Here is a 17,469-nt window from a genome sequence, read left to right on the forward strand (position 1 = left end):
GTCGGCCCTCGCCGCTACTCCCCCGGCTCCGCGCCGTCACGCCCCTCGACCCAGCCGCCCATCCCGGCCCAGCCGGCGCTCGCGCGCTCGGCGGCGAGATCGCGAGGCCACCCCGCGACCCCCGGGCGGCGCTGCCAGGGCCGCGGCCCGTCGAGCGGACGGTACTCGACGCCCGCGGCGTCGAGGCGGGCGAGGTGACCGCCCCGCAGACGCTCCTCGAACCCCGGAGCCGCGGGGTTCCACACCGCCTCCGCGAACGCGACGAGGCGCGGGAAGGCCGCGTAGTCGACCCGGCGCGCCGAGTCGAGGTGCTCGCTCCAGACCTGCGCCTGGGCCCCCAGCACCGTGCCCGGCAGGTCGCCGGCCAGCTCGGGTCGCGCCTCCAGCAGCCCGGCCGGCAGGGGCTCGAACGCCCGCACGTCGGCAACCGTGCGCACGAAGCCCACGGGCACGGGCTCGTCGACGCCCTCGGCGGCGCGGTGGTCGAGGTACACCTCCTGCTCGGGGGCCATGACGACGTCGTGCCCGGCCGCGAGGGCGTCCGCGGCCACGGCGTGCCCCCGCCAGCAGGTGACGACGACGTCCCGCGGCAGATCGGGCCCGAAGGCCTCGTCCCACACGACGGCGCGGCGGCCCTTCGAGCGCAGGTGCGCGGCGAGCCGCGCGAGGAACCACCCGTGCAGCCGCGCCACGTCGCCCTCCCCGTCGGGGCCGACCAGGCCGAGCGCGGCGGCACGCGCCACGATGTCGGGACGCTCGCGCCACGCCGTCGTGGGCACCTCGTCCCCGCCGAGCGAGACGAACGGCGCGTCGAAGACCTCGATCACCTCGTCCAGGACCCCCGTGAAGAAGTCGACCGCGGCGTCCGACGGGTCGATCACGTCCTCGCTGATGCCCCAGGTGGTGCGCACCTCGTGCGCGCCGGGGCGCGCGGCCAGCTCCGGGTAGGCGGTGAGCAGAGCCTGGACGTGGCCGGGCGAGCCGATCTCGGGCACCACGGTGACGCCGCGCTCGCGCGCGTAGGCCACGATCTCCCGCAGGTCGTCGCGCGTGTAGTAGCCGCCGTGCGGGCGCCCGTCGTACCGCTCGGCGCGCCAGGTCCCGACGCCGGACTCGCGCCGCCACGACCCGACCTCCGTGAGCCGCGGGTACCGCTCCACCTCGATCCGCCAGCCCTGGTCGTCGGTGAGGTGGAGCTGCAGCACGTTGAGGTGGTGGGCGGCGGCGAGGTCGACGAACCGCAGCACGTCCGCCTTCGGCAGGAAGTGCCGGGCCACGTCGAGCAGCACGCCGCGCCAGCCGAACCGCGGGGCGTCGTCGACGGTCACGACCGGCAGCGCGAGCGGCGCGTGACCGGCGCGGCGGAACGCCTGCGGGCCGGCCAGCTGCCGCAGCGTCTGCGCGGCCGCGTGCGCTCCCGCGGCGTCACCCGCGGCGACGTGGACGACCGCGCGACCGCCGCCGTCGGTGACGGCCAGCCGGTAGCCCCCGGCGGGGACGAGCCGGTCCAGCGCGAAGGTCACGTCGGCGTCCTCGTCGTCCGCAGCGCCGCGTCCGACCGGCACGAGATCGAGCCCGAACGCGTCCTCGCCGACCCGCCTCCACCACCGGGCGGCGGCGCGCAGGTCCGGGTCGGCGGCGACCCGGGCACCGTCGCGCAGAGCGAGCACCTCTCCGTCGGCGCGGAGGGACACAGGGGCGGGGACGACGTCGGCGGCGTACGGCATCCGGCCACCCTAGAAAATGTTCGGGCTCCGAAGCAATGGGCCTCTCCGCTCGGGCCGGGACGCACGAAAGGCGGGCCACCGAGGGTGGCCCGCCTTCGCAGGGGTGGAGCTGCCGGGAATCGAACCCGGGTCCGGTGGCGCTATTCGAGGACTTCTCCGGGCGCAGTCTGCTGTGATTTTCTCGGCCCCCGCACTCACGCAGACAAGGTGCGGACGGGCCCAGTCACCTAGGTGTCCCCGCCGCCCCGGTGACGAGGGCGACGAGCAGTGGCTCTCTAGATGACGTGAGCTACCGGGTCGAGAGCAATCCCGGGCTCACGGACTTCGGAGCTCGCTCAGGCGGCGAGGGCGAAGTCGGTGCGCTTGTTATCGGCACCTATAGGTTTGCAGGCAAGCGTTCACGAGATGAGCCTGCATCCTCGGCCCGCTTCTCCTCGAAGCACGACCACCGTCGAAACCGATCAGCCCCTGTGCATTTGTCAACCGGGTCTGCCGACCCCGCCGGCCACGGGGAACCCGTGCCGACGTCGTCCAGTCTAGTGGATCAACCACCGCGGGCGCGCCCTTATTTCCGCAGGCCGCGCCGGGACGGGGACGCCTCAGCCCAGCAGCTCCTGGTGCCGGATGGCGCGCTGCGCCTCGCGCATGTCCTGCTGCTCGCGCAGCGTCTGCCGCTTGTCGTACTCCTTCTTGCCGCGCGCCAGCGCGATCTCGACCTTGGCGCGCCCGTCCAGGAAGTACAGGCTCAGCGGGACGAGGGTGTGCCCCTTCTCCCGGGACTTCACGCCCAGCCGGTCGATCTCCTCGCGGTGCAGCAGCAGCTTGCGCTTGCGCCGCGGGGCGTGGTTGTTCCAGGTGCCCTGGAAGTACTCGGGGATGTGCACGTTCTCGAGCCAGGCCTCGCCGTTGTCGATCGCCGCGTACCCGTCGAGCAGCGACGCGCGCCCCATGCGCAGCGCCTTGACCTCGGTGCCGGACAGCACGATCCCGGCCTCGACCACGTCCTCGATCACGTAGTCGTGGCGGGCCTTCTTGTTGTTCGCCACGATCGTGCGCGGGTCGCCCTGCTTCTTCTTGGCGCCCTTGGCCTTGTTGGACATGGTCTCCTCCTCCCGGTTCGCGCGGTCTCGCGACGACCCAGGATACGGGAGCCCCCCGTCACGGCCAGGGCTTTTCCGCGCCCTGCGAACACACCCGGGGTGTCAGTTCAGCCAGCCGCCCATCGGGTCCGTGGTGCTGCCGTTGACGTAGACCTCGAAGTGCAGGTGGCACGCGGCCGAGGTCCCGGTCGACCCGGAGTAGCCGATGATCTCGCCCTTGCTGACCTTCTCGCCCACGCTCACGGTGTCGTACGTCAGGTGCAGGTAGCGGGACATCACGTTGCGGCCCTTGTACGCGCCGTGGTTGATGAGCACGTTGTTGCCGCCGCCGGACGTGTAGTGCGCCTGCTCGACGTACCCGCTCTGCGCCGCGTAGATCGGCGTGCCGCAGTACGTGCGGATGTCCGTGCCGGCGTGCAGCCGCCAGTAGTGCAGGGTCGGGTGGAAACGCATCCCGTAGGAGCTGGTGACGACGTGGTAGTTCGTCGGCCAGCCGAGGAACGGGCCGGACGACGACGAGCCACCGCCGCCACCGCCGCCTCCGCCGGAGCCGCCGCCGCTGCTGGAGCCGCCGCCCCCACCGCCGCCGCTGTTGCTCCGCCGCTCGGCGGCCGCCTGCCTCTTGCGCTCCGCCTCCTCGGCCTTGCGACGCTCCTCGGCGAGCCGGGCGTCGCGGGCCTTCTGCTTGGCGATGATGTCCTTGAGCTGCGCCTCGAGGCTCTGCTGCGCCTGCTCGTTCGCCTTGAGCTCCTCGAGGGCGTTCGCCTTCTGCGCCTCGATCGACGCCTTGAGCTTGCGCTGCTTGGAGATGAGGCGCTCGACCTCGGCCTTGCGGTCCGCCGCCTGCCGCTGAGCCTTCTCCGCGGCCACCACGTTGGCGTCGGCCTCGCGCTTGAGATCCTCGATCGCGGACCGGATGGCGTCGAGGCGCGCCTGCTGGTTGCGGGCCACCGCCTCGGCGTCCTGCAGGTCGGTCAGGGTGCGCGCCTGGCTGCGCGCCGCCGACGACGACACCGCGAACTCCTCGAGGAAGTCCTCGGTGGACTGCGCTCCGGTGACGATGCCGAGGGTGCTCGTGTCGTCCCCGTTGCGGTACGCCTGGCGCGCCATCTGCACGACGTCGGCGCGCGCCGCGTCGACCTTGCCCTTGCCGGCCTCGATCTGTCCGGCGACGGCGGCCTCCTCGGCCTCGGCGTCGGACAACCGCTGCGCGAGGATCGCGGCCTTGCGCCGCGCCTCCTCGAGCGCCGCCTCGGCGGCCGCGAGCTCGGCCTGCGCCACCGGGAGCCGGCCCTCGACCTCGTTGAGGTCCAGCACCGCCTGGCGGTACTTGGCGTTGGTGTCCTCGAGCTCCTCCTGCAGGCCGTCGCGCTCGCGTTCCTTCGCGCGCTGCTTCGCCTCCGCGGCGGCCCGCTGGTCGTCGATGTCGTCCGCGGCCGCCGTGCGTGCCGACACCCCGGCGGACACGGTCGCCGACGTCGTCGCGCCGCCCAGCACCAGGACGGCGGCCACGAGCCCGCCGAGCGCGCGCCGGCCGACGCCGGGGGACATCCTCAGGGTCGTCATCTGCGATCTCACACCCTCGTGTACCGGTTGAGCGTCACCACGGACGACACCACCGCCAGGAGCACGGCGATCCCGATGAGCAGCGGCGCGACGATCAGGACGTCGCCCACGTCCACGTAGGCCACCCAGTCGACGGAGTCCTGCAGCCAGTCCGTCACCAGGTACTGCACGGCGAGCCAGAGCCCGCCCACGGCGAGCAGCGCGCCCACCAGCGCGGCGATCGCGCCCTCCAGCATGAACGGCAGCTGCACGAACAGGTTCGACGCGCCGACCAGGCGCATGATGCCCGTCTCACGACGTCGCGACACGGCCGAGAGCCGGATCGTCGTCGTGATGAGCAGCACCGCCGCGAGGAGCATCACGCCCGCGAGCCCCGCGGCCAGCAGCGACGCCCGCCCGAGCGCGAGGAACAACGGCTCGAACACCTCGCGCTGGTCCTCCACGACCTCGACGCCCGCGCGGCCCTCGAGGACGTCGTCGACCACCTGGTACTGCTCGGGGTCGACGAGCTTGAGCCGGAACGACGCCTGCATGTCGTCCTCGGTGAGCTGGGTGCCCTGGTAGCCGTCCGGGTAGAGCTGCGTGAACGCCTCGAAGGCGTCCGCCTTGCTCTCGAAGTAGGTGGCGGCGACGACGTCGGACAGCTCGGTGTCGATGAGCTCCTCGAGCCCGGCGACCTGCTCCTTCGTGGCCTCGCCGTCGGCGCACGTCGGCGCGGTGGAGCCGTCCGGGCAGAGGAAGACGGACACCTCGACGAGGTCGTACCAGTCCCCCTTGAGCTTGGTGACCTGTGTCTGCAGCAGCGCCGCCGCGCCGACGAAGGTCAGGGACACGAACGTCACGAGGACGACCGAGATCACCATCGACAGGTTGCGTCGCAGGCCCTGGAGGACCTCGGTGAGGACGAACTGGAGCCGCACCCTCAGGCCTCCCGTCCCGCGCGCACGCGCTCGTGCTCGCGCAGCACCTGCTGCACAACCTCGTCCGCGGACGCGCCCGCCGGCTCCGGGACCAGCGGCTGAGCGGCCGGCTCCTCGGGCTCCTGGGCGGCCGCCCTCGCGGCCGCCGCCTCGGCGGCCCGCTCGGCCTCGAGGTCCGCCGGCTCGGGCGAGACCTGCACCCGCTGCACCGCCCGCTCGCCGCGACCCGGGGCGTCCAGCACCGGCGTCTGCCCCACCTGCGGCAGGATCGACTCCCGCTCGCCGTAGACCGCGTCGACCTCGTCGCGCACCACCGACCCGGTCGACAGCTCGACGACGCGCTTGCGCATCTCGTTGACGATCTCGTCGTCGTGCGTGGCCATGACCACGGTCGTGCCCGTGCGGTTGATCCGGTCGAGCAGCCGCATGATGCCCAGCGACGTGGTGGGGTCGAGGTTGCCGGTCGGCTCGTCCGCCAGCAGGATCTGGGGCCGGTTGACGAACGCCCGCGCGATCGCGACGCGCTGCTGCTCGCCGCCGGACAGCTCGTGCGGCAGCCGCTTCTCCTTGCCGTCCAGGCCCACCATCTCCAGCACCTCGGGCACCGTGGTGCGGATCGTGTGCCGCGGCTTGCCGATCACCTGGAGGGCGAACGCCACGTTCTCGTAGACCGTCTTGCCGGGCAGCAGGCGGAAGTCCTGGAAGACGACGCCGATGCTGCGCCTCAGGGAGGGCACCTTCCAGCTCGAGAGCCGGGACAGGTCGCGGCCCGCGACGTACACGGTGCCGCCCGTGGGCCGTTCCTCGCGCAGCACGAGCCGCAGGAACGTGCTCTTGCCCGAGCCGGACGCGCCCACGAGGAAGACGAACTCCCCGCGCGAGACGTCGACGGAGACGTCGTCGAGCGCGGGCCGTGCCCCTCGGGCGTAGACCTTCGAGACGTTCTCGAACCGGATCACGACGTGCCTCTCCCCTGCCAGTCGACCGTGCGGCACCGGAGCGGGCACGACGTCACGTCGCGCCTGGGCCGGGGCCGCCCGATTCCCGAGAGTCGCACCCGGCGGCGAGGGTGGCGCGAAGGACACGCCGGTGTGTCGCGGGTCAGGGATGACGCCCGGGGCACCCGTTCAAGGCGTCCGGGCGGCGTCGTCGGCCGCGGGGAGCGCGTCAGGCGGCGTCGGCGCCGCCCGAGCGGCGCCAGCGGATCCCGGCCTCGATGAAGTCGTCGATGGCGCCGTCGAACACGGCCTGCGTGTTCCCGGACTCGTGCTCGGTGCGCAGGTCCTTGACCATCTGGTAGGGCTGCAGCACGTAGGAGCGCATCTGGTCGCCCCAGCTCGCCTTGATGTCGCCGGCGAGCTCCTTCTTCTTCGCCGCCTCCTCCTGCTGCCGGATGAGCAGCAGGCGGGACTGCATGACGCGCAGCGCCGCGGCGCGGTTCTGGATCTGCGACTTCTCGTTCTGCATCGACACGACCGTGCCGGTGGGGAGGTGGGTCATGCGCACGGCGGAGTCCGTCGTGTTCACGGACTGGCCACCCGGGCCGGAGGACCGGAAGACGTCGATCTTGAGGTCGGACTCGGGGATCTCGATCGAGTCGGTCTGCTCGATGAGCGGCACCACCTCGACCGCGGCGAACGACGTCTGGCGGCGGCCCTGGTTGTCGAAGGGCGAGATGCGCACCAGGCGGTGCGTGCCGGCCTCGACGGACAGGTTGCCGAAGGCGTACGGCGCGTTCACCTCGAAGGTGGCCGACTTCAGCCCGGCCTCCTCCGCGTACGAGGTGTCCATCACCTTCGTCGAGTAGCCGTGCCGCTCGGCCCAGCGCAGGTACATGCGCATCAGCATCTCGGCGAAGTCCGCCGCGTCGACGCCGCCGGCGCCCGCGCGGATCGTGACGACGGCGTCCCGGGCGTCGTACTCGCCGGACAGCAGGGTGCGCACCTCGAGGGCGTCGAGGTCCTTGCGGATCGCCGCGACCTCGGCCTCGGCCTCGGTCAGCGAGTCCTCGTCCTCCATCTCCTGACCGAGCTCGACGAGCGTCTCGACGTCGTCGATGCGACGCCCGAGCTTCTCGACGCGCTGCAGCTCGGCCTGCGCGGTGGACAGCGCGGAGGTGACCTTCTGGGCCTTCTCCGGGTCGTCCCACAGGTCGGGGGCCGAGGCCTGCTCCGTGAGGTCGTCGATCTTCGCCTGCAGCACCGTGGGGTCGCTCACGGCCTCGATGGAGTCGAGGGTGGCGCGGAGCGCCTTGATCTCTGCGGGGAAGTCGATGGTGGCCACGATCCTCAAGGTTACCCGCCACGCGGCCCGGTCCCGCCCGACGACGTCGGCGGGCTGCCCGCGGCCGGAGTCAGCCCCGCTCGGGCAGCGCGCGGCCGAACATCTGCGCGGTGTCCCGGGCGCTGGGCGTCCCCGCGTCGGGGTCGGCGCCGGCGGCGAGGAGCGCCGCGACGACGTCGTCGGAGCCCTTGAAGACCGCGCCCGCGAGGGGCGACTGGCCGCGCCCGTTGACGCGGTCGACGTCGGCGCCGCGCTCGGCGAGGCCGCGTACCAGGCCGGCGTGCCCGTGGTACGCCGCCAGCATGAGCAGCGTGTTGCCCGCGGCGTCGGCGTGGTCGGCCGGGACGCCGGCGTCGACGAACTCCAGCAGCAGGTCGGCGCCCGCGCGGGCGAGGTCGAACATCTGGTCGAGGTCGACCGGCAGCTTGTCGACGGGCGGGTTGTCGTCGGTCATGCGCGCGAATCTACCGGGCGGGGACGGCGGTCCGGGTCGATCCTGGACCGAGCGGACCCCGTGCACGGGGTCCGCGCCACGACGGAGCACGGAGGCGGGCGGGGATGGCGACGTACCGGTGGCGGCGGCTCGGGTCCGGCGGCGTCGAGCACCTCGACCTGCTCCCCCGCGACGACCGGCTCCGCGCCCGGTCCGTCGTGGACCTCGGGCCCGTGCGGCTCGAGTACGCGATGGAGCTCGACGCCACCTGGACCTTCCGGGGCCTGCGGCTGCGCTCGTCGGACCGCCGCCAGCTCGACCTCGGCCGGGACGACGACGGCTCCTGGTGGGTCGACGGCGCCGCCCGGACCGACCTGGCCGACGCCGTGGACGTGGACCTCTCGTTCAGCCCGTTCACGAACACGCTGCCGATCCGCCGCCTCGACCTCGCGGTCGGGACGGCGGCCGACATCGTCACGGCGTACGTCGACGGGGACACCTTCGAGGTCTCGCCCGACCCGCAGCGGTACACCCGGCTCGACACCGACCGGTACGTCTACGAGTCCCGCGACGGCGACTTCCACCGCGAGATCTCCGTCGACGCCGACGGCCTCGTCGTGGACTACCCGGGCCTGTTCACCCGCCTCGCCGACGACGGATGAGCGGACCGGTCAGGCGGCGGCGATCTCCCGGCCGGGGCCGAAGACCTCGTGGTGGATGCGGTCGGCGGTGACGCCGCGGCCGAGCAGGGCCGACTGGACCACCGCCATGAAGGGCGCCGGGCCGCAGAGGTAGGCGTCGGCGTCGTGCGGGACGTCGACGCCGTCCAGGTCGATGTACCCCGAGCGCAGCCGGTCCTGCACCGGACGGGTCCCGAGGTCCTCGTACCAGCGGTGCAGCTCGGCCGTCGGGAGGTCGTCGACGAGCGCGCGGAGCTCCGCGCGGTGCGCGTGGCGCGACGGCGACCGGTCGGCGTGCAGCACCACGACGCGGCGCGAGGTGCCGACGTCGCGCAGGTGGTGCAGGAAGCCGATCATCGGCGTGATGCCGATCCCCGCCGAGACCAGCACCAGCGGGTTCTCCCCCTCGACCAGGGCGAGCTCGCCGAACGGGGAAGAGACCTCGAGGGCGTCGCCCTCGAACACGTTGTCGTGCAGGTGGTTGGAGACCTCGCCCGCGGGCGTGACGCCGCCCGGGACGGCGCCGGCGAGGATCGCCTTCACCGAGACGGCCCACGCGCCGGGCGCACCGGCGCCCGTGAGGCTGTACTGCCGGATCTGCCGCGCGCCGTCGGGCAGGGTGACGGCGACCGAGACGTACTGCCCGGGTCGCGCGGCGGGGAGCGGGGCGCCGTCCGAGGAGACGAGCTCGAGCGAGATCGTGTCGGGCGACTCCTGCACCCGCCGGCGCACGTAGGCGGTGCGCCACACGTCGCCGGGCGCCACCCCTGCCTCGGCGTAGAGGCCGAGCTCGATCTCGACGAGCGCGTCGGCCATGTCCCAGTAGACCTCGTCCCACGCCGCGGCGACCTCGGGCGTGACGGCGTCGCCGAGCACCTCGACGATGGCGGCGAACAGGTGCTCGTGCACGATCGGGTACTGCTCCGGGAGGATCCCGAGCGAGGCGTGCTTGTGCGCGATGCGGGCCAGGACGGCGCGCGGGTCCGCGCCGCCGTCGACGAGGAGGGTCGCGTAGGCCGCGATGGCCCCGGCGAGCGCCCGCTGCTGATCGCCGCGGGCCTGGTTGCCGCGGTTGAACAGGTCGCGCTCCAGCTCGGGGTGCGCGGCGAACATGCGCCGGTAGAAGATCGGCGTGATGTCGCCGATCGCGCCGCCGATGACGGGCAGCGTGGCGCGGACGACGGCGGCGGACTCGGGGGTGAGCATGGGCGACTCTCCTGTCTCTTCCTTCGGGGATCTCCGCGCCTGGTGGGTGCGCCTCGTGGGGGCGCCCGGCGCGGACGTCAGCCGGGCGGGCGCGCACCGATGGTGAGCAGCAGGTCCCGGGTGGGCGCGGCGGAGACGTCGGCGATCGTCACCGGGTCGAGGGCCGCGAAGAACGCCTCGCGGGCGCGGGCCAGCACGCCGCGCAGCCGGCAGCCGCCGCGCAACGGGCACGGGTTCGCGCCCTCGCACTCGACGACCTCGCCGTCGCCCTCGAGGGCGCGCGCGACGAACCCGACGGACAGGTCGCGGGCGCCGTCCGCGAGGCGCAGCCCGCCGGACCGGCCGCGGCGGGCCTCGACGACGCCGAGGTGCCCCAGCCTGGTGACCACCTTCGCCGCGTGCGTCGCGGGCACGTTCAGCTGCTCGGCGAGCACGCGGGTGGTGGCCGTCTGCTCGGCGTCGAGCACGGCGAGGCGCATGACGATCCTCAGGCCGAGGTCGGTGAACGCGGTGAGCTGCACACCCGCAGGCTAGCCAAATCGGCATCCTGGATGCGCCTTTGACGGTGTGGGAAGTTCCACACCTGCCCACCCGGATCCCGCGAGCCTCCCGCGGGGCTCAGCCCGCGCGCGCCGACGACGTCGCGGCGACGGTGAACCCGCCGCCGAACGCATCCGTGAACCACCGCAGCAGCGGCGGGCGCGACGTGGCCGCCAGACCGACCTGCGCCGTCCGCCCGTCCGGCGAGGTCGCCTCCACCAGGCGCAGGTGGTCGAGCCCCTCCGCCTCCCCCGGGTGCGCGGCGAGGTAGTCGCGCACCGACGCCTCGACGTCGGCGTCGGTGAGCGTCAGCACGGCCTCCCCCGGCGACGAGGCCGTCCCGTCGTAGAACCGCTCCGGGGGCACGGCGTCCGCCGCGTCGGCCGCGACGGCGTCCGCGAGGTCGTACAGGTGCTTGCGGTCGAGGTGCACGGCCGTCGCCGACGCCACCATGCCGACCAGCATCAGCGCCACCGCCACCACACCGGCCGTGAGCAGCATGATCCGCCCGTCCTCGGGCTCGCCCTCGGGCCCGCCCCGGCTCACGACCGCGCCGTCCCGTACTCGTCCACCGTCGCGACGTGCGTCGCGGTGACCGGGATCTCCAGCGGCAGCCAGCCACGCAGCGCCTCGGGCACGAACGGCAGCGGCACCGCCAGCCGCGTCCGGACCCCCACCGTCGCGCCGGGCGTGAGGCACGGGTCGGACGAGCACTCCAGGGACACCGAGCCGTCGACGACGGCGAACCCCTGGTCCCCGAAAGCGATCCCGGCCGCCGCGCGGGCCCGTTGCGCGCCCGCCTCGGAGGAGTCGGCCGTCACCATCGCCCGGCCCGCCTCCCGCGCCGCGCCCTCGACGGCGAACGCCCCGGCCTGCACCTGCGCGACCGTGAGCACCAGGTACACCAGCGGCACCAGGAGCAGCACCGCCGTGCCGAGGAACTCCACCAGTGCGGAGCCGGCCTCGGGGTCCGGTGCCTCGGGGTCCGAAGCCTCTTGGTCGGGCGCCGCGGGGTCGGGTGTCCTCCGGGCTGCTCCCTGCGCCGCCCGAGGTCCGCGCGGCTGCGCAGCGCACGCTCTCACGCCTCCTCCAGCGCGTGGCCCTGGAGCGTGAGCATCCCGGACGGCCCGATCAGCCCGACCACCGGTAGCGGCACCTGCACCGTCACCTCGACGACCTCGAGGCCGTCCTGCACGGTGCGGCGCACCGAGACGTCGTCGGCGTACCGGGACCCCAGCGCGGCGGTCAGCAGCTCCTGCGTCCGGGTGGCGCCGCTCGCCAGGTCCCGGTCGGCACGGGCCGCCACGCGGGCACCCTCCGCGGCGGCGTCGATCGCCAGCGCGCGCACGTGCATCGCCAGCGCGACCTGCACCACGGCGAGGAACAGCGCGATCACCAGCGCGGACACCATGACGAACTCCGCGACGGCGGACCCCCGCTCGCCGTCCCGCCGTCCGGTCGAGGCTGACCCGACCTGGACAGGCCCGGTCTGGACAGGCCCGGCCTGGACGGGCCCGGTCTGGACAGGCTCGGCCTGGACGGGCCCGGTCTGGACGGGCCCGGCCCGTCCCGTCACGCCCGGCCCGCCTCGACCGGCGGCGCCCAGCCGGGCCGCGGGATGAGGCAGAACGGGTGGCCGGCAGGGTCGGCGTACACGTCGCCCTCCCCCGAGCCCGGCGCCGCGGCCGTCAACCGGCGGGCGGCGAGCGCCAGCACGCGCGCGTGGGCCTCCGCCACGTCGTCGACCATGACGTCCAGGTGCATCTGCTGCGGCCGTGCCGGATCGCCCCAGTCCGGTGCCTGATGGTCGGGGGCGCGCTGGAACGCGAGGCCGGAGTGCCGGTCGCTGCGCGCCACCACGACGAAGTCGTCGTCCGCGTACGTCACGTCCTGGCCGAGCACGGCCGACCAGAACTCCGCGAGGCCCCGCGGGTCCGGGCAGTCGATCACCAGGTGGTGCAGCCTGCCGATGGCCATGTCACGGACCCGTGACGCTCGTGATCGCCCGCGTGAACGTGTCCTCGAGCAGCGGGCCGGCGATCGCCCACAGCGCGACGACCAGCCCCGCCGTCATCAGCGTCACGAGCACCCAGCCGGGCACGTCCCCGCGTTCCGGGTCGTCCGCGTCGGGGCGCTCCGTCAGGTTCTCGGTCTCGTCGTGCATGGTCGGTCCTTTCGGTGGCACCGCGCGGGGGCGGCGGGTTCGGATGTCGGCACGCACGTTCACAAGCCGATCTGCAGGGTGGCGAGGGACGGGAAGACGGCGAAGACGACGGTGATCGGCAGGATGAGGAAGACCACGGGCACGAGCATCGCGACCTCCTTCTTGCCCCCCGCTTCCATGAGGGCCCGGCGCCCCGACTCACGCACGTCCTGCGCCTGCGCGCGCAGCACGTCGGCGAGCGGCGTGCCGCGCTCCAGCGCGACGGCGACACCCTCGGCGAAGCGGGTGAGCGACGGCAGGCCGGTCCGGTCGGCCATGGCCGTGAGGGCGGCGGCGATGGGCGCCCCGGCGCGGACGTCGGCGAGCATCACGGAGATCTCGCCGGACAGCTCGCCGCGGGCGGTGGCGGCGACACGCTCGAGCGCGGGCACCGGCCCCTCGCCCGCCGTGACGGCGAGGGCGAGCAGCTCGGCGACCGTCGGGAACTCGGCGAGCATCCGCTCCTCCCGACGGTGGACGGCGCGGCTCAGCCACTGGTCGCACAGGACGAACCCGCCGGCGCCGCACAGCAGCACGAGCGCCGCCAGCGGGACCGGTGCGGACCCGCGCGTGGCGGCGAGGAGCAGCGCGAGCACGAGCCCGGCCGCCAGACCCAGGGCCGTCGAGACGACCTGCCGTGCCCGGAACGCCTCGACGCTCTCGTGCCAGCCGGCGCGGTCGAGCCGTCGACGCACGTCCGCGCGGGAGGACCCGAGCCGCTCGAACCAGTGCGCGGTGTCCGCGACCCAGGGGGCGAGCAGCCGCTCGATCACGGGGAACGGGGTGTGGGTGGGCTGCTCCCGCAGCAGCCCGGACGTCGCGTCGCGCGGGCGCAGCGCCGGGGCCAGCCGTTGGTCGAGGGTCGTCCGGCGGGCGCGGAGACGCGCGATCACGAGCAGCAGGCCGAGCCCGCCGAGCAGCCCGACGAGGGCGCCGGCGCCGGAGATCCCCGGCACCGTCATCGCAGCACCCGGCCTTCCTCGGGCAACCGCCCGATCCGGCGCATCGACCAGTACGCGAGCGCCGACGTGGCCGCCCCGGCGGCGAGGACCGCGACCCCCGCCGCCGAGTTGTACGCCTGCGCCGTCTCCGGCCGGGTCGCGAGGAACGCCAGGACCACCCAGGGCCCGGCGGCCGCGAGCCGCGCGCCGTTGACGGTCCAGGACTGCCGCGCCTCGAGCTCGCCCCGCGTCCGCGCGTCCTCGCGCAGGAACGACGACAGGGTGCGCAGCAGGCGCCCCAGGTCGGTGCCGCCGACCTCGCGCGTCAGCCGGAGGGCCTCCACGATCCGGTCCGCCACCGGGTCCGCCAGGCGCGCCTTCAGCAGGTCGAGGCACTCACCGAAGCGACCCGTCGCCCGGTAGTCCGCCGCGAACCGCGCGAACGGCTCACGGAGCTCCACCGGGCCGCGCTCGCTCAGCTGTGCCACCGCCTCCGGCAGCGAGAGCCCGGCCCGCACGCCCGACGCGAGGTGGTCGACCACCTCCGGCCAGACCTCGCGCAGGTCCCGCCGGCGCTTCCTGGCCCGCACCCGCACCAGCAGCTCTGGCGCGGCCGCAGCCATCAGCGCGAAGCAGGCGGCGATGGCGGGCGAGCGGGTCAGCGCCAGCCCTGCGAGCAGCACGACGACGCCCGCCGTCGCGCTGAGCCACCACAGGGCTGCCGGGGTCACCGAGGGCGCACCGGCCTGGACGAGCAGGTCCTGGACGGCGGCCGAACGACCGGCGCGACGGCGCGGACGCGCGGGCGCCTCCCAGCACGACAACCACACGCACGCCAGGCCGGCGCCGAGCAGGAGCCCCACGACGACGCCCATCAGCGGCCCCCGGCCAGCAGGGCGCGGACGTCGACGCCGGCGCGCGCGAAGCGCTCCTCACCGGGCGGGAAGCCGTCGCCGCGCACCAGCTCGCCACCCTGCTCGGCCGGCAGCCGGTGGAAGATGCCGGCGGTCTCGACCCGGTCCCCCTCGACACGTCCCGTCACGGCCACGACCTCCCGCACCTGCCTGGAGCCGTCCGAGGCCACGTCGAGGTGCACCACCAGGTCGATCGCCGACGCGACGGTCGGCACGACGAAGCGGTCGGACACGTTCTCCCCCGCGAGCAGCGGCAGCGTGCACATCTTCGTGACGGCCTCGCGCGCCGAGTTCGCGTGCACGGTGCACATCCCGGGGATGCCGGCGTTGAGGGCGACGAGCATGTCGAAGCTCTCGGCCTCGCGCACCTCCCCGATGACGATCCGGTCCGGTCGCATCCGCAGCGCCTCCTTGACCAGCCGACGCAGCGGGATCTCGCCCGTGCCCTCGAGGCTGGGCTGGCGGCACTGCATGGCGACGTGGTCGCGGGCCGCGAAGCGGACCTCGAACACCTCCTCGCAGGAGATCACCCGCTGCCCCGCGGGGATCGAGCCGGCGAGGGCGTTGAGCATCGTGGTCTTGCCCGCCTGCGTCGCCCCGGACACGAGCACGTTCAGCCCGGCGCGCACCGCGGCGTCGAGGAACGCGGCGGCATGGGCGGTGAGGGAGCCCAGCCGCACCAAGTGGTCGAGGTGGTCCGCGCGCACCAGGTGCTTGCGGATGTTGACGGCCATGTGGTCGCGTGTGACGCCGGGGATCACGACGTGGAGGCGCTCGCCGCCGGGGAGCGAGGCGTCGACGAATGGGCTGCTGAGGTCGAGGCGGCGGCCGGACGCCTTGAGCATCCGCTCCACGAGGTCGCGCACCTGCGCAGCGGTGAGGATCGTCGTCGTGAGCTCGGGGACCCCGCGTCGCGCGACGAACACCTTGGCGGGCGCGTTGATCCAGATCTCCTCGACCTCGGGGTCGTCGAGGTAGCGCTGCAACGGGCCCAGGCCGCCGAGCGCGTCGACGACGGCGCGAGCGGTGCCCTGCGGGTCCGCGAGCGCCGGGACGACGCCGCGGGTGGCGCGCTCGGTGTAGTCGGCGGAGGCCTCCGCGACGAGGCGCTCCAGGCCCGGCCGGTCGCGGACGGGGTCGAGGGCGCGGCGGCGCACGAGCTCGCGCACCTCGTGCTCGAGCAGTGCGGCGGCGTCGGCAGGCGCCGTCGTGTCGATCGACACTGATCTGTCCTCTCGTCGGTGCCCTCATCGGCGGCGAAAGCGGCACCAGAGTAGGGGACCCGGGCAATCGCCCGGGTCCGCCCTGTGGACAACCCGGGCGAAGGTCTCGTACCGCTACCCGGGACCGCCTCCGCGGGAGGCTGCCAAGAATTCTCTGACCAGCGCCGACGCTGCCTCCGGCTGGTCGTAGGTGACGATGTGGCCGGCGTCTCGGATGGTGGTCAGGCGGGCGCCCGGTGCCGCCGCGGCGGCCGCGGCGAGCTCCTCGTGCCCGACCAGCGGGTCGCGGTCGCCGCGCACCCACAGCGACCGCACCCGCAGCCCGGAGAGGTGGGGCAGGTGGTCGAGCGCCATGGCGAACGGCCCGTAGGCGCGGACCATCCAGTCGTCGAGCGCGGGCTCCCGGTGGGTCGCCTTCGCCCGCGCCTCCTGCTGGACGAGCGCGACGATCTCCTCGAAGCCGTCCGTGGCCTCTCCGGCCGCGAGGTTGTCCACCATCGACCGGCGCACCACGGCGGGTCGCCGTGCCAGCCAGCGGCTGGTGAGCCGCAGCAGGCCGGGCGTGCGCAGGGCGAGCCAGGTGAGCAGCTGTGCCGGGCGCCGCCGGCCGATGCCGCCCGGCCCGATCGCCACGAGCGCGTCGACGCGCTCCGGGTGGTCCAGGGCGAACCCCACCGACACGCCGGCCCCCAGGGAGAGCCCGACCAGCGCGACCCGCTCCAACCCGAGGGCGTCGAGCAGCTCGCCGAGGAACGTGCGGTAGAACGCGTCGTCGAGCAGTCCCTCCCACGGCCTGCTCCCGCCGTGCCGCGGCAGGTCGACGACGTGCACGCGGTGGTCGGCGGCGAGGTCGCCCGCGACGTGGCGCCACACCCCCGCCGCCGTGTCGAGCATGCCGCCGTGCAGCAGCAGGACGGGCGGGCCGGTGTCGCCGGCACGGTAGTGCCGCACGGGGCCGCCGGCCACGGTGAGGTCGGTCCAGGTGGCGAAGACGCCCGCCACGGCACGGTCGGTCACGGTTCCTCCAGGAGGTCGAGCTGGTGGTCGAGGCGGGCGAGGAGGCCGAGCTGCGCGGCACGGGCGGCCTCGACGTCGGCGGGGAGGTCGACGGCGAGCCCGCGACCGACGAGGTCGGCGAAGAGCGCGACGGCGTCGCGCAGCTCGTCGTCCGACGCCGCGCCGATCGTGCCCGGCGCGTGCACCAGGCCGACGCTGAAGATGCCGAGGACCCGCACCACCGTCGCCGTGGGGACGGCGGGGTCCACGATCCCGGCGTCCTGCAGCCGTGCGACGTACTCGGACAGCCACCCGAGCCGCCCCACGTACCGGTCGCCGCCGGCACCGCCGGCCACGTCGCGCACGTGGTCGCCCAGGAGCGTCTCGTCGCCGACGTAGAGGGCCCGCATCAGCGGGTCGCCCAGCAGCGCCTCCGTGCCGAACCGGTAGACGGCGGGCAGGTCGACCACCCCGGCGGCCTCGACGACGCGTCGGCGCACCTCGGCGGTGAGGTCCCGGGTGCTGCGCCGCAGGACGGCGTCGAGGATCGCGGCCTTGTCGGGGAGCTCGAGGTAGACGGCGCCCTTGCCGATGCCGGCTCGCGCCGCGACGTCGGCGACCGTCGTGCGGGGCCAGCCGTGCTCGAGGATCAGGGCGCGGGCGGCGTCGAGGATGCGCGCACGGCGGTCGGGGACGAGCGGACGGGGCATCAGGACCTCCGTAGTGACCCAATCATC

The 17,469-nt window shown here is 74.3% G+C and carries 19 protein-coding genes, 1 other RNA gene and 1 pseudogene; 1 reads left to right on the forward strand and 20 read right to left on the reverse strand.

Annotated features, from left to right (window positions below; genetic code table 11):
• Positions 1 to 14: 14 nt before the first annotated feature.
• The 8 genes and pseudogenes from ACFQ80_RS04230 to ACFQ80_RS04265 all read right to left on the reverse strand — a co-directional run bounded on the left by ACFQ80_RS04230 (position 15) and on the right by ACFQ80_RS04265 (position 8,050).
• Positions 15 to 1,727 carry a beta-N-acetylhexosaminidase gene (locus tag ACFQ80_RS04230; RefSeq protein ID WP_430562669.1) on the reverse strand — a complete coding sequence of 571 codons (1,713 nt, stop codon included), beginning with the start codon at positions 1,725 to 1,727 and terminating at the stop codon, positions 15 to 17.
• Positions 1,728 to 1,828: 101 nt separating this feature from the next.
• Positions 1,829 to 2,196: a transfer-messenger RNA gene (gene ssrA / locus ACFQ80_RS04235) on the reverse strand.
• 130 nt (positions 2,197 to 2,326) lie between these two features.
• On the reverse strand, positions 2,327 to 2,827 hold the full coding sequence (smpB, locus tag ACFQ80_RS04240; protein WP_429762444.1) for an SsrA-binding protein SmpB: 501 nt from the start codon (positions 2,825 to 2,827) through the stop codon (positions 2,327 to 2,329).
• Positions 2,828 to 2,929: 102 nt separating this feature from the next.
• On the reverse strand, positions 2,930 to 4,393 hold the full coding sequence (locus ACFQ80_RS04245) for a peptidoglycan DD-metalloendopeptidase family protein (protein WP_430562670.1): 1,464 nt from the start codon (positions 4,391 to 4,393) through the stop codon (positions 2,930 to 2,932).
• Positions 4,394 to 4,401: 8 nt separating this feature from the next.
• Complete coding sequence (gene ftsX / locus ACFQ80_RS04250; RefSeq protein ID WP_430549740.1) at positions 4,402 to 5,313, reverse strand: permease-like cell division protein FtsX; 912 nt, start codon at positions 5,311 to 5,313, stop codon at positions 4,402 to 4,404.
• 281 nt (positions 5,314 to 5,594) lie between these two features.
• Positions 5,595 to 6,272: pseudogene (gene ftsE, locus ACFQ80_RS04255) on the reverse strand (cell division ATP-binding protein FtsE); the annotation flags it as partial.
• A 208-nt stretch (positions 6,273 to 6,480) separates the two neighbouring features.
• Positions 6,481 to 7,596 carry a peptide chain release factor 2 gene (prfB, locus tag ACFQ80_RS04260; protein ID WP_430549739.1) on the reverse strand — a complete coding sequence of 372 codons (1,116 nt, stop codon included), beginning with the start codon at positions 7,594 to 7,596 and terminating at the stop codon, positions 6,481 to 6,483.
• Positions 7,597 to 7,666: 70 nt separating this feature from the next.
• Positions 7,667 to 8,050 (reverse strand): ankyrin repeat domain-containing protein, encoded by a 384-nt coding sequence (locus ACFQ80_RS04265; protein WP_430562671.1) that lies wholly within the window; start codon positions 8,048 to 8,050, stop codon positions 7,667 to 7,669.
• Between the two features lie 104 nt (positions 8,051 to 8,154).
• On the opposite strand from ACFQ80_RS04265, the gene ACFQ80_RS04270 reads away from it, so the two are divergent.
• Positions 8,155 to 8,691 (forward strand): putative glycolipid-binding domain-containing protein, encoded by a 537-nt coding sequence (locus ACFQ80_RS04270; RefSeq protein ID WP_430549737.1) that lies wholly within the window; start codon positions 8,155 to 8,157, stop codon positions 8,689 to 8,691.
• Between the two features lie 9 nt (positions 8,692 to 8,700).
• Here ACFQ80_RS04270 and ACFQ80_RS04275 read toward each other — a convergent pair whose 3' ends face one another.
• The 12 genes from ACFQ80_RS04275 to ACFQ80_RS04330 all read right to left on the reverse strand — a co-directional run bounded on the left by ACFQ80_RS04275 (position 8,701) and on the right by ACFQ80_RS04330 (position 17,442).
• The gene (locus ACFQ80_RS04275; RefSeq protein ID WP_430562672.1) at positions 8,701 to 9,915 is read right to left on the reverse strand and encodes a globin domain-containing protein; all 1,215 of its coding nucleotides are present in this window, start codon (positions 9,913 to 9,915) and stop codon (positions 8,701 to 8,703) included.
• Between the two features lie 77 nt (positions 9,916 to 9,992).
• Positions 9,993 to 10,436, reverse strand: coding sequence for an RrF2 family transcriptional regulator (locus ACFQ80_RS04280; RefSeq protein ID WP_430562673.1), 444 nt, complete (start codon positions 10,434 to 10,436; stop codon positions 9,993 to 9,995).
• 97 nt (positions 10,437 to 10,533) lie between these two features.
• On the reverse strand, positions 10,534 to 11,001 hold the full coding sequence (locus ACFQ80_RS04285) for a hypothetical protein (protein WP_430562674.1): 468 nt from the start codon (positions 10,999 to 11,001) through the stop codon (positions 10,534 to 10,536).
• On the reverse strand, positions 10,998 to 11,402 hold the full coding sequence (locus tag ACFQ80_RS04290) for a pilus assembly protein (protein ID WP_430562675.1): 405 nt from the start codon (positions 11,400 to 11,402) through the stop codon (positions 10,998 to 11,000). The genes ACFQ80_RS04285 and ACFQ80_RS04290 overlap by 4 nt, the downstream gene beginning before the upstream one ends.
• A 131-nt stretch (positions 11,403 to 11,533) precedes the next feature.
• A complete protein-coding gene (locus tag ACFQ80_RS04295) occupies positions 11,534 to 12,031 on the reverse strand; it encodes a TadE family protein (protein WP_430562676.1) in 498 nt (165 codons plus the stop codon).
• On the reverse strand, positions 12,028 to 12,432 hold the full coding sequence (locus tag ACFQ80_RS04300) for a VOC family protein (protein WP_430562677.1): 405 nt from the start codon (positions 12,430 to 12,432) through the stop codon (positions 12,028 to 12,030). The genes ACFQ80_RS04295 and ACFQ80_RS04300 overlap by 4 nt, the downstream gene beginning before the upstream one ends.
• Before the next feature lies 1 nt (position 12,433).
• Positions 12,434 to 12,619, reverse strand: a complete 186-nt coding sequence (locus ACFQ80_RS04305) for a hypothetical protein (RefSeq protein WP_430562678.1) — start codon at positions 12,617 to 12,619, stop codon at positions 12,434 to 12,436.
• A gap of 59 nt (positions 12,620 to 12,678) precedes the next feature.
• Positions 12,679 to 13,620, reverse strand: a complete 942-nt coding sequence (locus ACFQ80_RS04310; protein WP_430549729.1) for a type II secretion system F family protein — start codon at positions 13,618 to 13,620, stop codon at positions 12,679 to 12,681.
• Positions 13,617 to 14,474, reverse strand: a complete 858-nt coding sequence (locus tag ACFQ80_RS04315; RefSeq protein ID WP_430562679.1) for a type II secretion system F family protein — start codon at positions 14,472 to 14,474, stop codon at positions 13,617 to 13,619. Before ACFQ80_RS04315 ends, ACFQ80_RS04310 begins: the two co-directional genes overlap by 4 nt.
• A complete protein-coding gene (locus ACFQ80_RS04320) occupies positions 14,474 to 15,736 on the reverse strand; it encodes a CpaF family protein (RefSeq protein WP_430562680.1) in 1,263 nt (420 codons plus the stop codon). Before ACFQ80_RS04320 ends, ACFQ80_RS04315 begins: the two co-directional genes overlap by 1 nt.
• Positions 15,737 to 15,850: 114 nt before the next feature.
• The gene (locus ACFQ80_RS04325; protein WP_430562681.1) at positions 15,851 to 16,753 is read right to left on the reverse strand and encodes an alpha/beta fold hydrolase; all 903 of its coding nucleotides are present in this window, start codon (positions 16,751 to 16,753) and stop codon (positions 15,851 to 15,853) included.
• Complete coding sequence (locus ACFQ80_RS04330; RefSeq protein WP_430562682.1) at positions 16,750 to 17,442, reverse strand: TetR/AcrR family transcriptional regulator; 693 nt, start codon at positions 17,440 to 17,442, stop codon at positions 16,750 to 16,752. The genes ACFQ80_RS04325 and ACFQ80_RS04330 overlap by 4 nt, the downstream gene beginning before the upstream one ends.
• Between the last annotated feature and the right edge of the window lie 27 nt (positions 17,443 to 17,469).

The organism is Isoptericola sp. NPDC056578, from assembly GCF_042793275.1.
Lineage (GTDB): Bacteria > Actinomycetota > Actinomycetes > Actinomycetales > Cellulomonadaceae > Isoptericola.

Coding starts and splice junctions, on each gene's coding strand:
- ACFQ80_RS04315 (WP_430562679.1), bottom strand. CDS start 14,474: ATGGGCGTCGTCGTGGGGCTCCTGCTCGGCGCCGGCCTGGCGTGCGTG.
- ACFQ80_RS04310 (WP_430549729.1), bottom strand. CDS start 13,620: ATGACGGTGCCGGGGATCTCCGGCGCCGGCGCCCTCGTCGGGCTGCTC.
- ACFQ80_RS04300 (WP_430562677.1), bottom strand. CDS start 12,432: ATGGCCATCGGCAGGCTGCACCACCTGGTGATCGACTGCCCGGACCCG.
- smpB (WP_429762444.1), bottom strand. CDS start 2,827: ATGTCCAACAAGGCCAAGGGCGCCAAGAAGAAGCAGGGCGACCCGCGC.
- ACFQ80_RS04230 (WP_430562669.1), bottom strand. CDS start 1,727: ATGCCGTACGCCGCCGACGTCGTCCCCGCCCCTGTGTCCCTCCGCGCC.
- ACFQ80_RS04270 (WP_430549737.1), top strand. CDS start 8,155: ATGGCGACGTACCGGTGGCGGCGGCTCGGGTCCGGCGGCGTCGAGCAC.
- ACFQ80_RS04330 (WP_430562682.1), bottom strand. CDS start 17,442: ATGCCCCGTCCGCTCGTCCCCGACCGCCGTGCGCGCATCCTCGACGCC.
- ACFQ80_RS04275 (WP_430562672.1), bottom strand. CDS start 9,915: ATGCTCACCCCCGAGTCCGCCGCCGTCGTCCGCGCCACGCTGCCCGTC.
- ACFQ80_RS04245 (WP_430562670.1), bottom strand. CDS start 4,393: ATGACGACCCTGAGGATGTCCCCCGGCGTCGGCCGGCGCGCGCTCGGC.
- ACFQ80_RS04305 (WP_430562678.1), bottom strand. CDS start 12,619: ATGCACGACGAGACCGAGAACCTGACGGAGCGCCCCGACGCGGACGAC.
- ACFQ80_RS04265 (WP_430562671.1), bottom strand. CDS start 8,050: ATGACCGACGACAACCCGCCCGTCGACAAGCTGCCGGTCGACCTCGAC.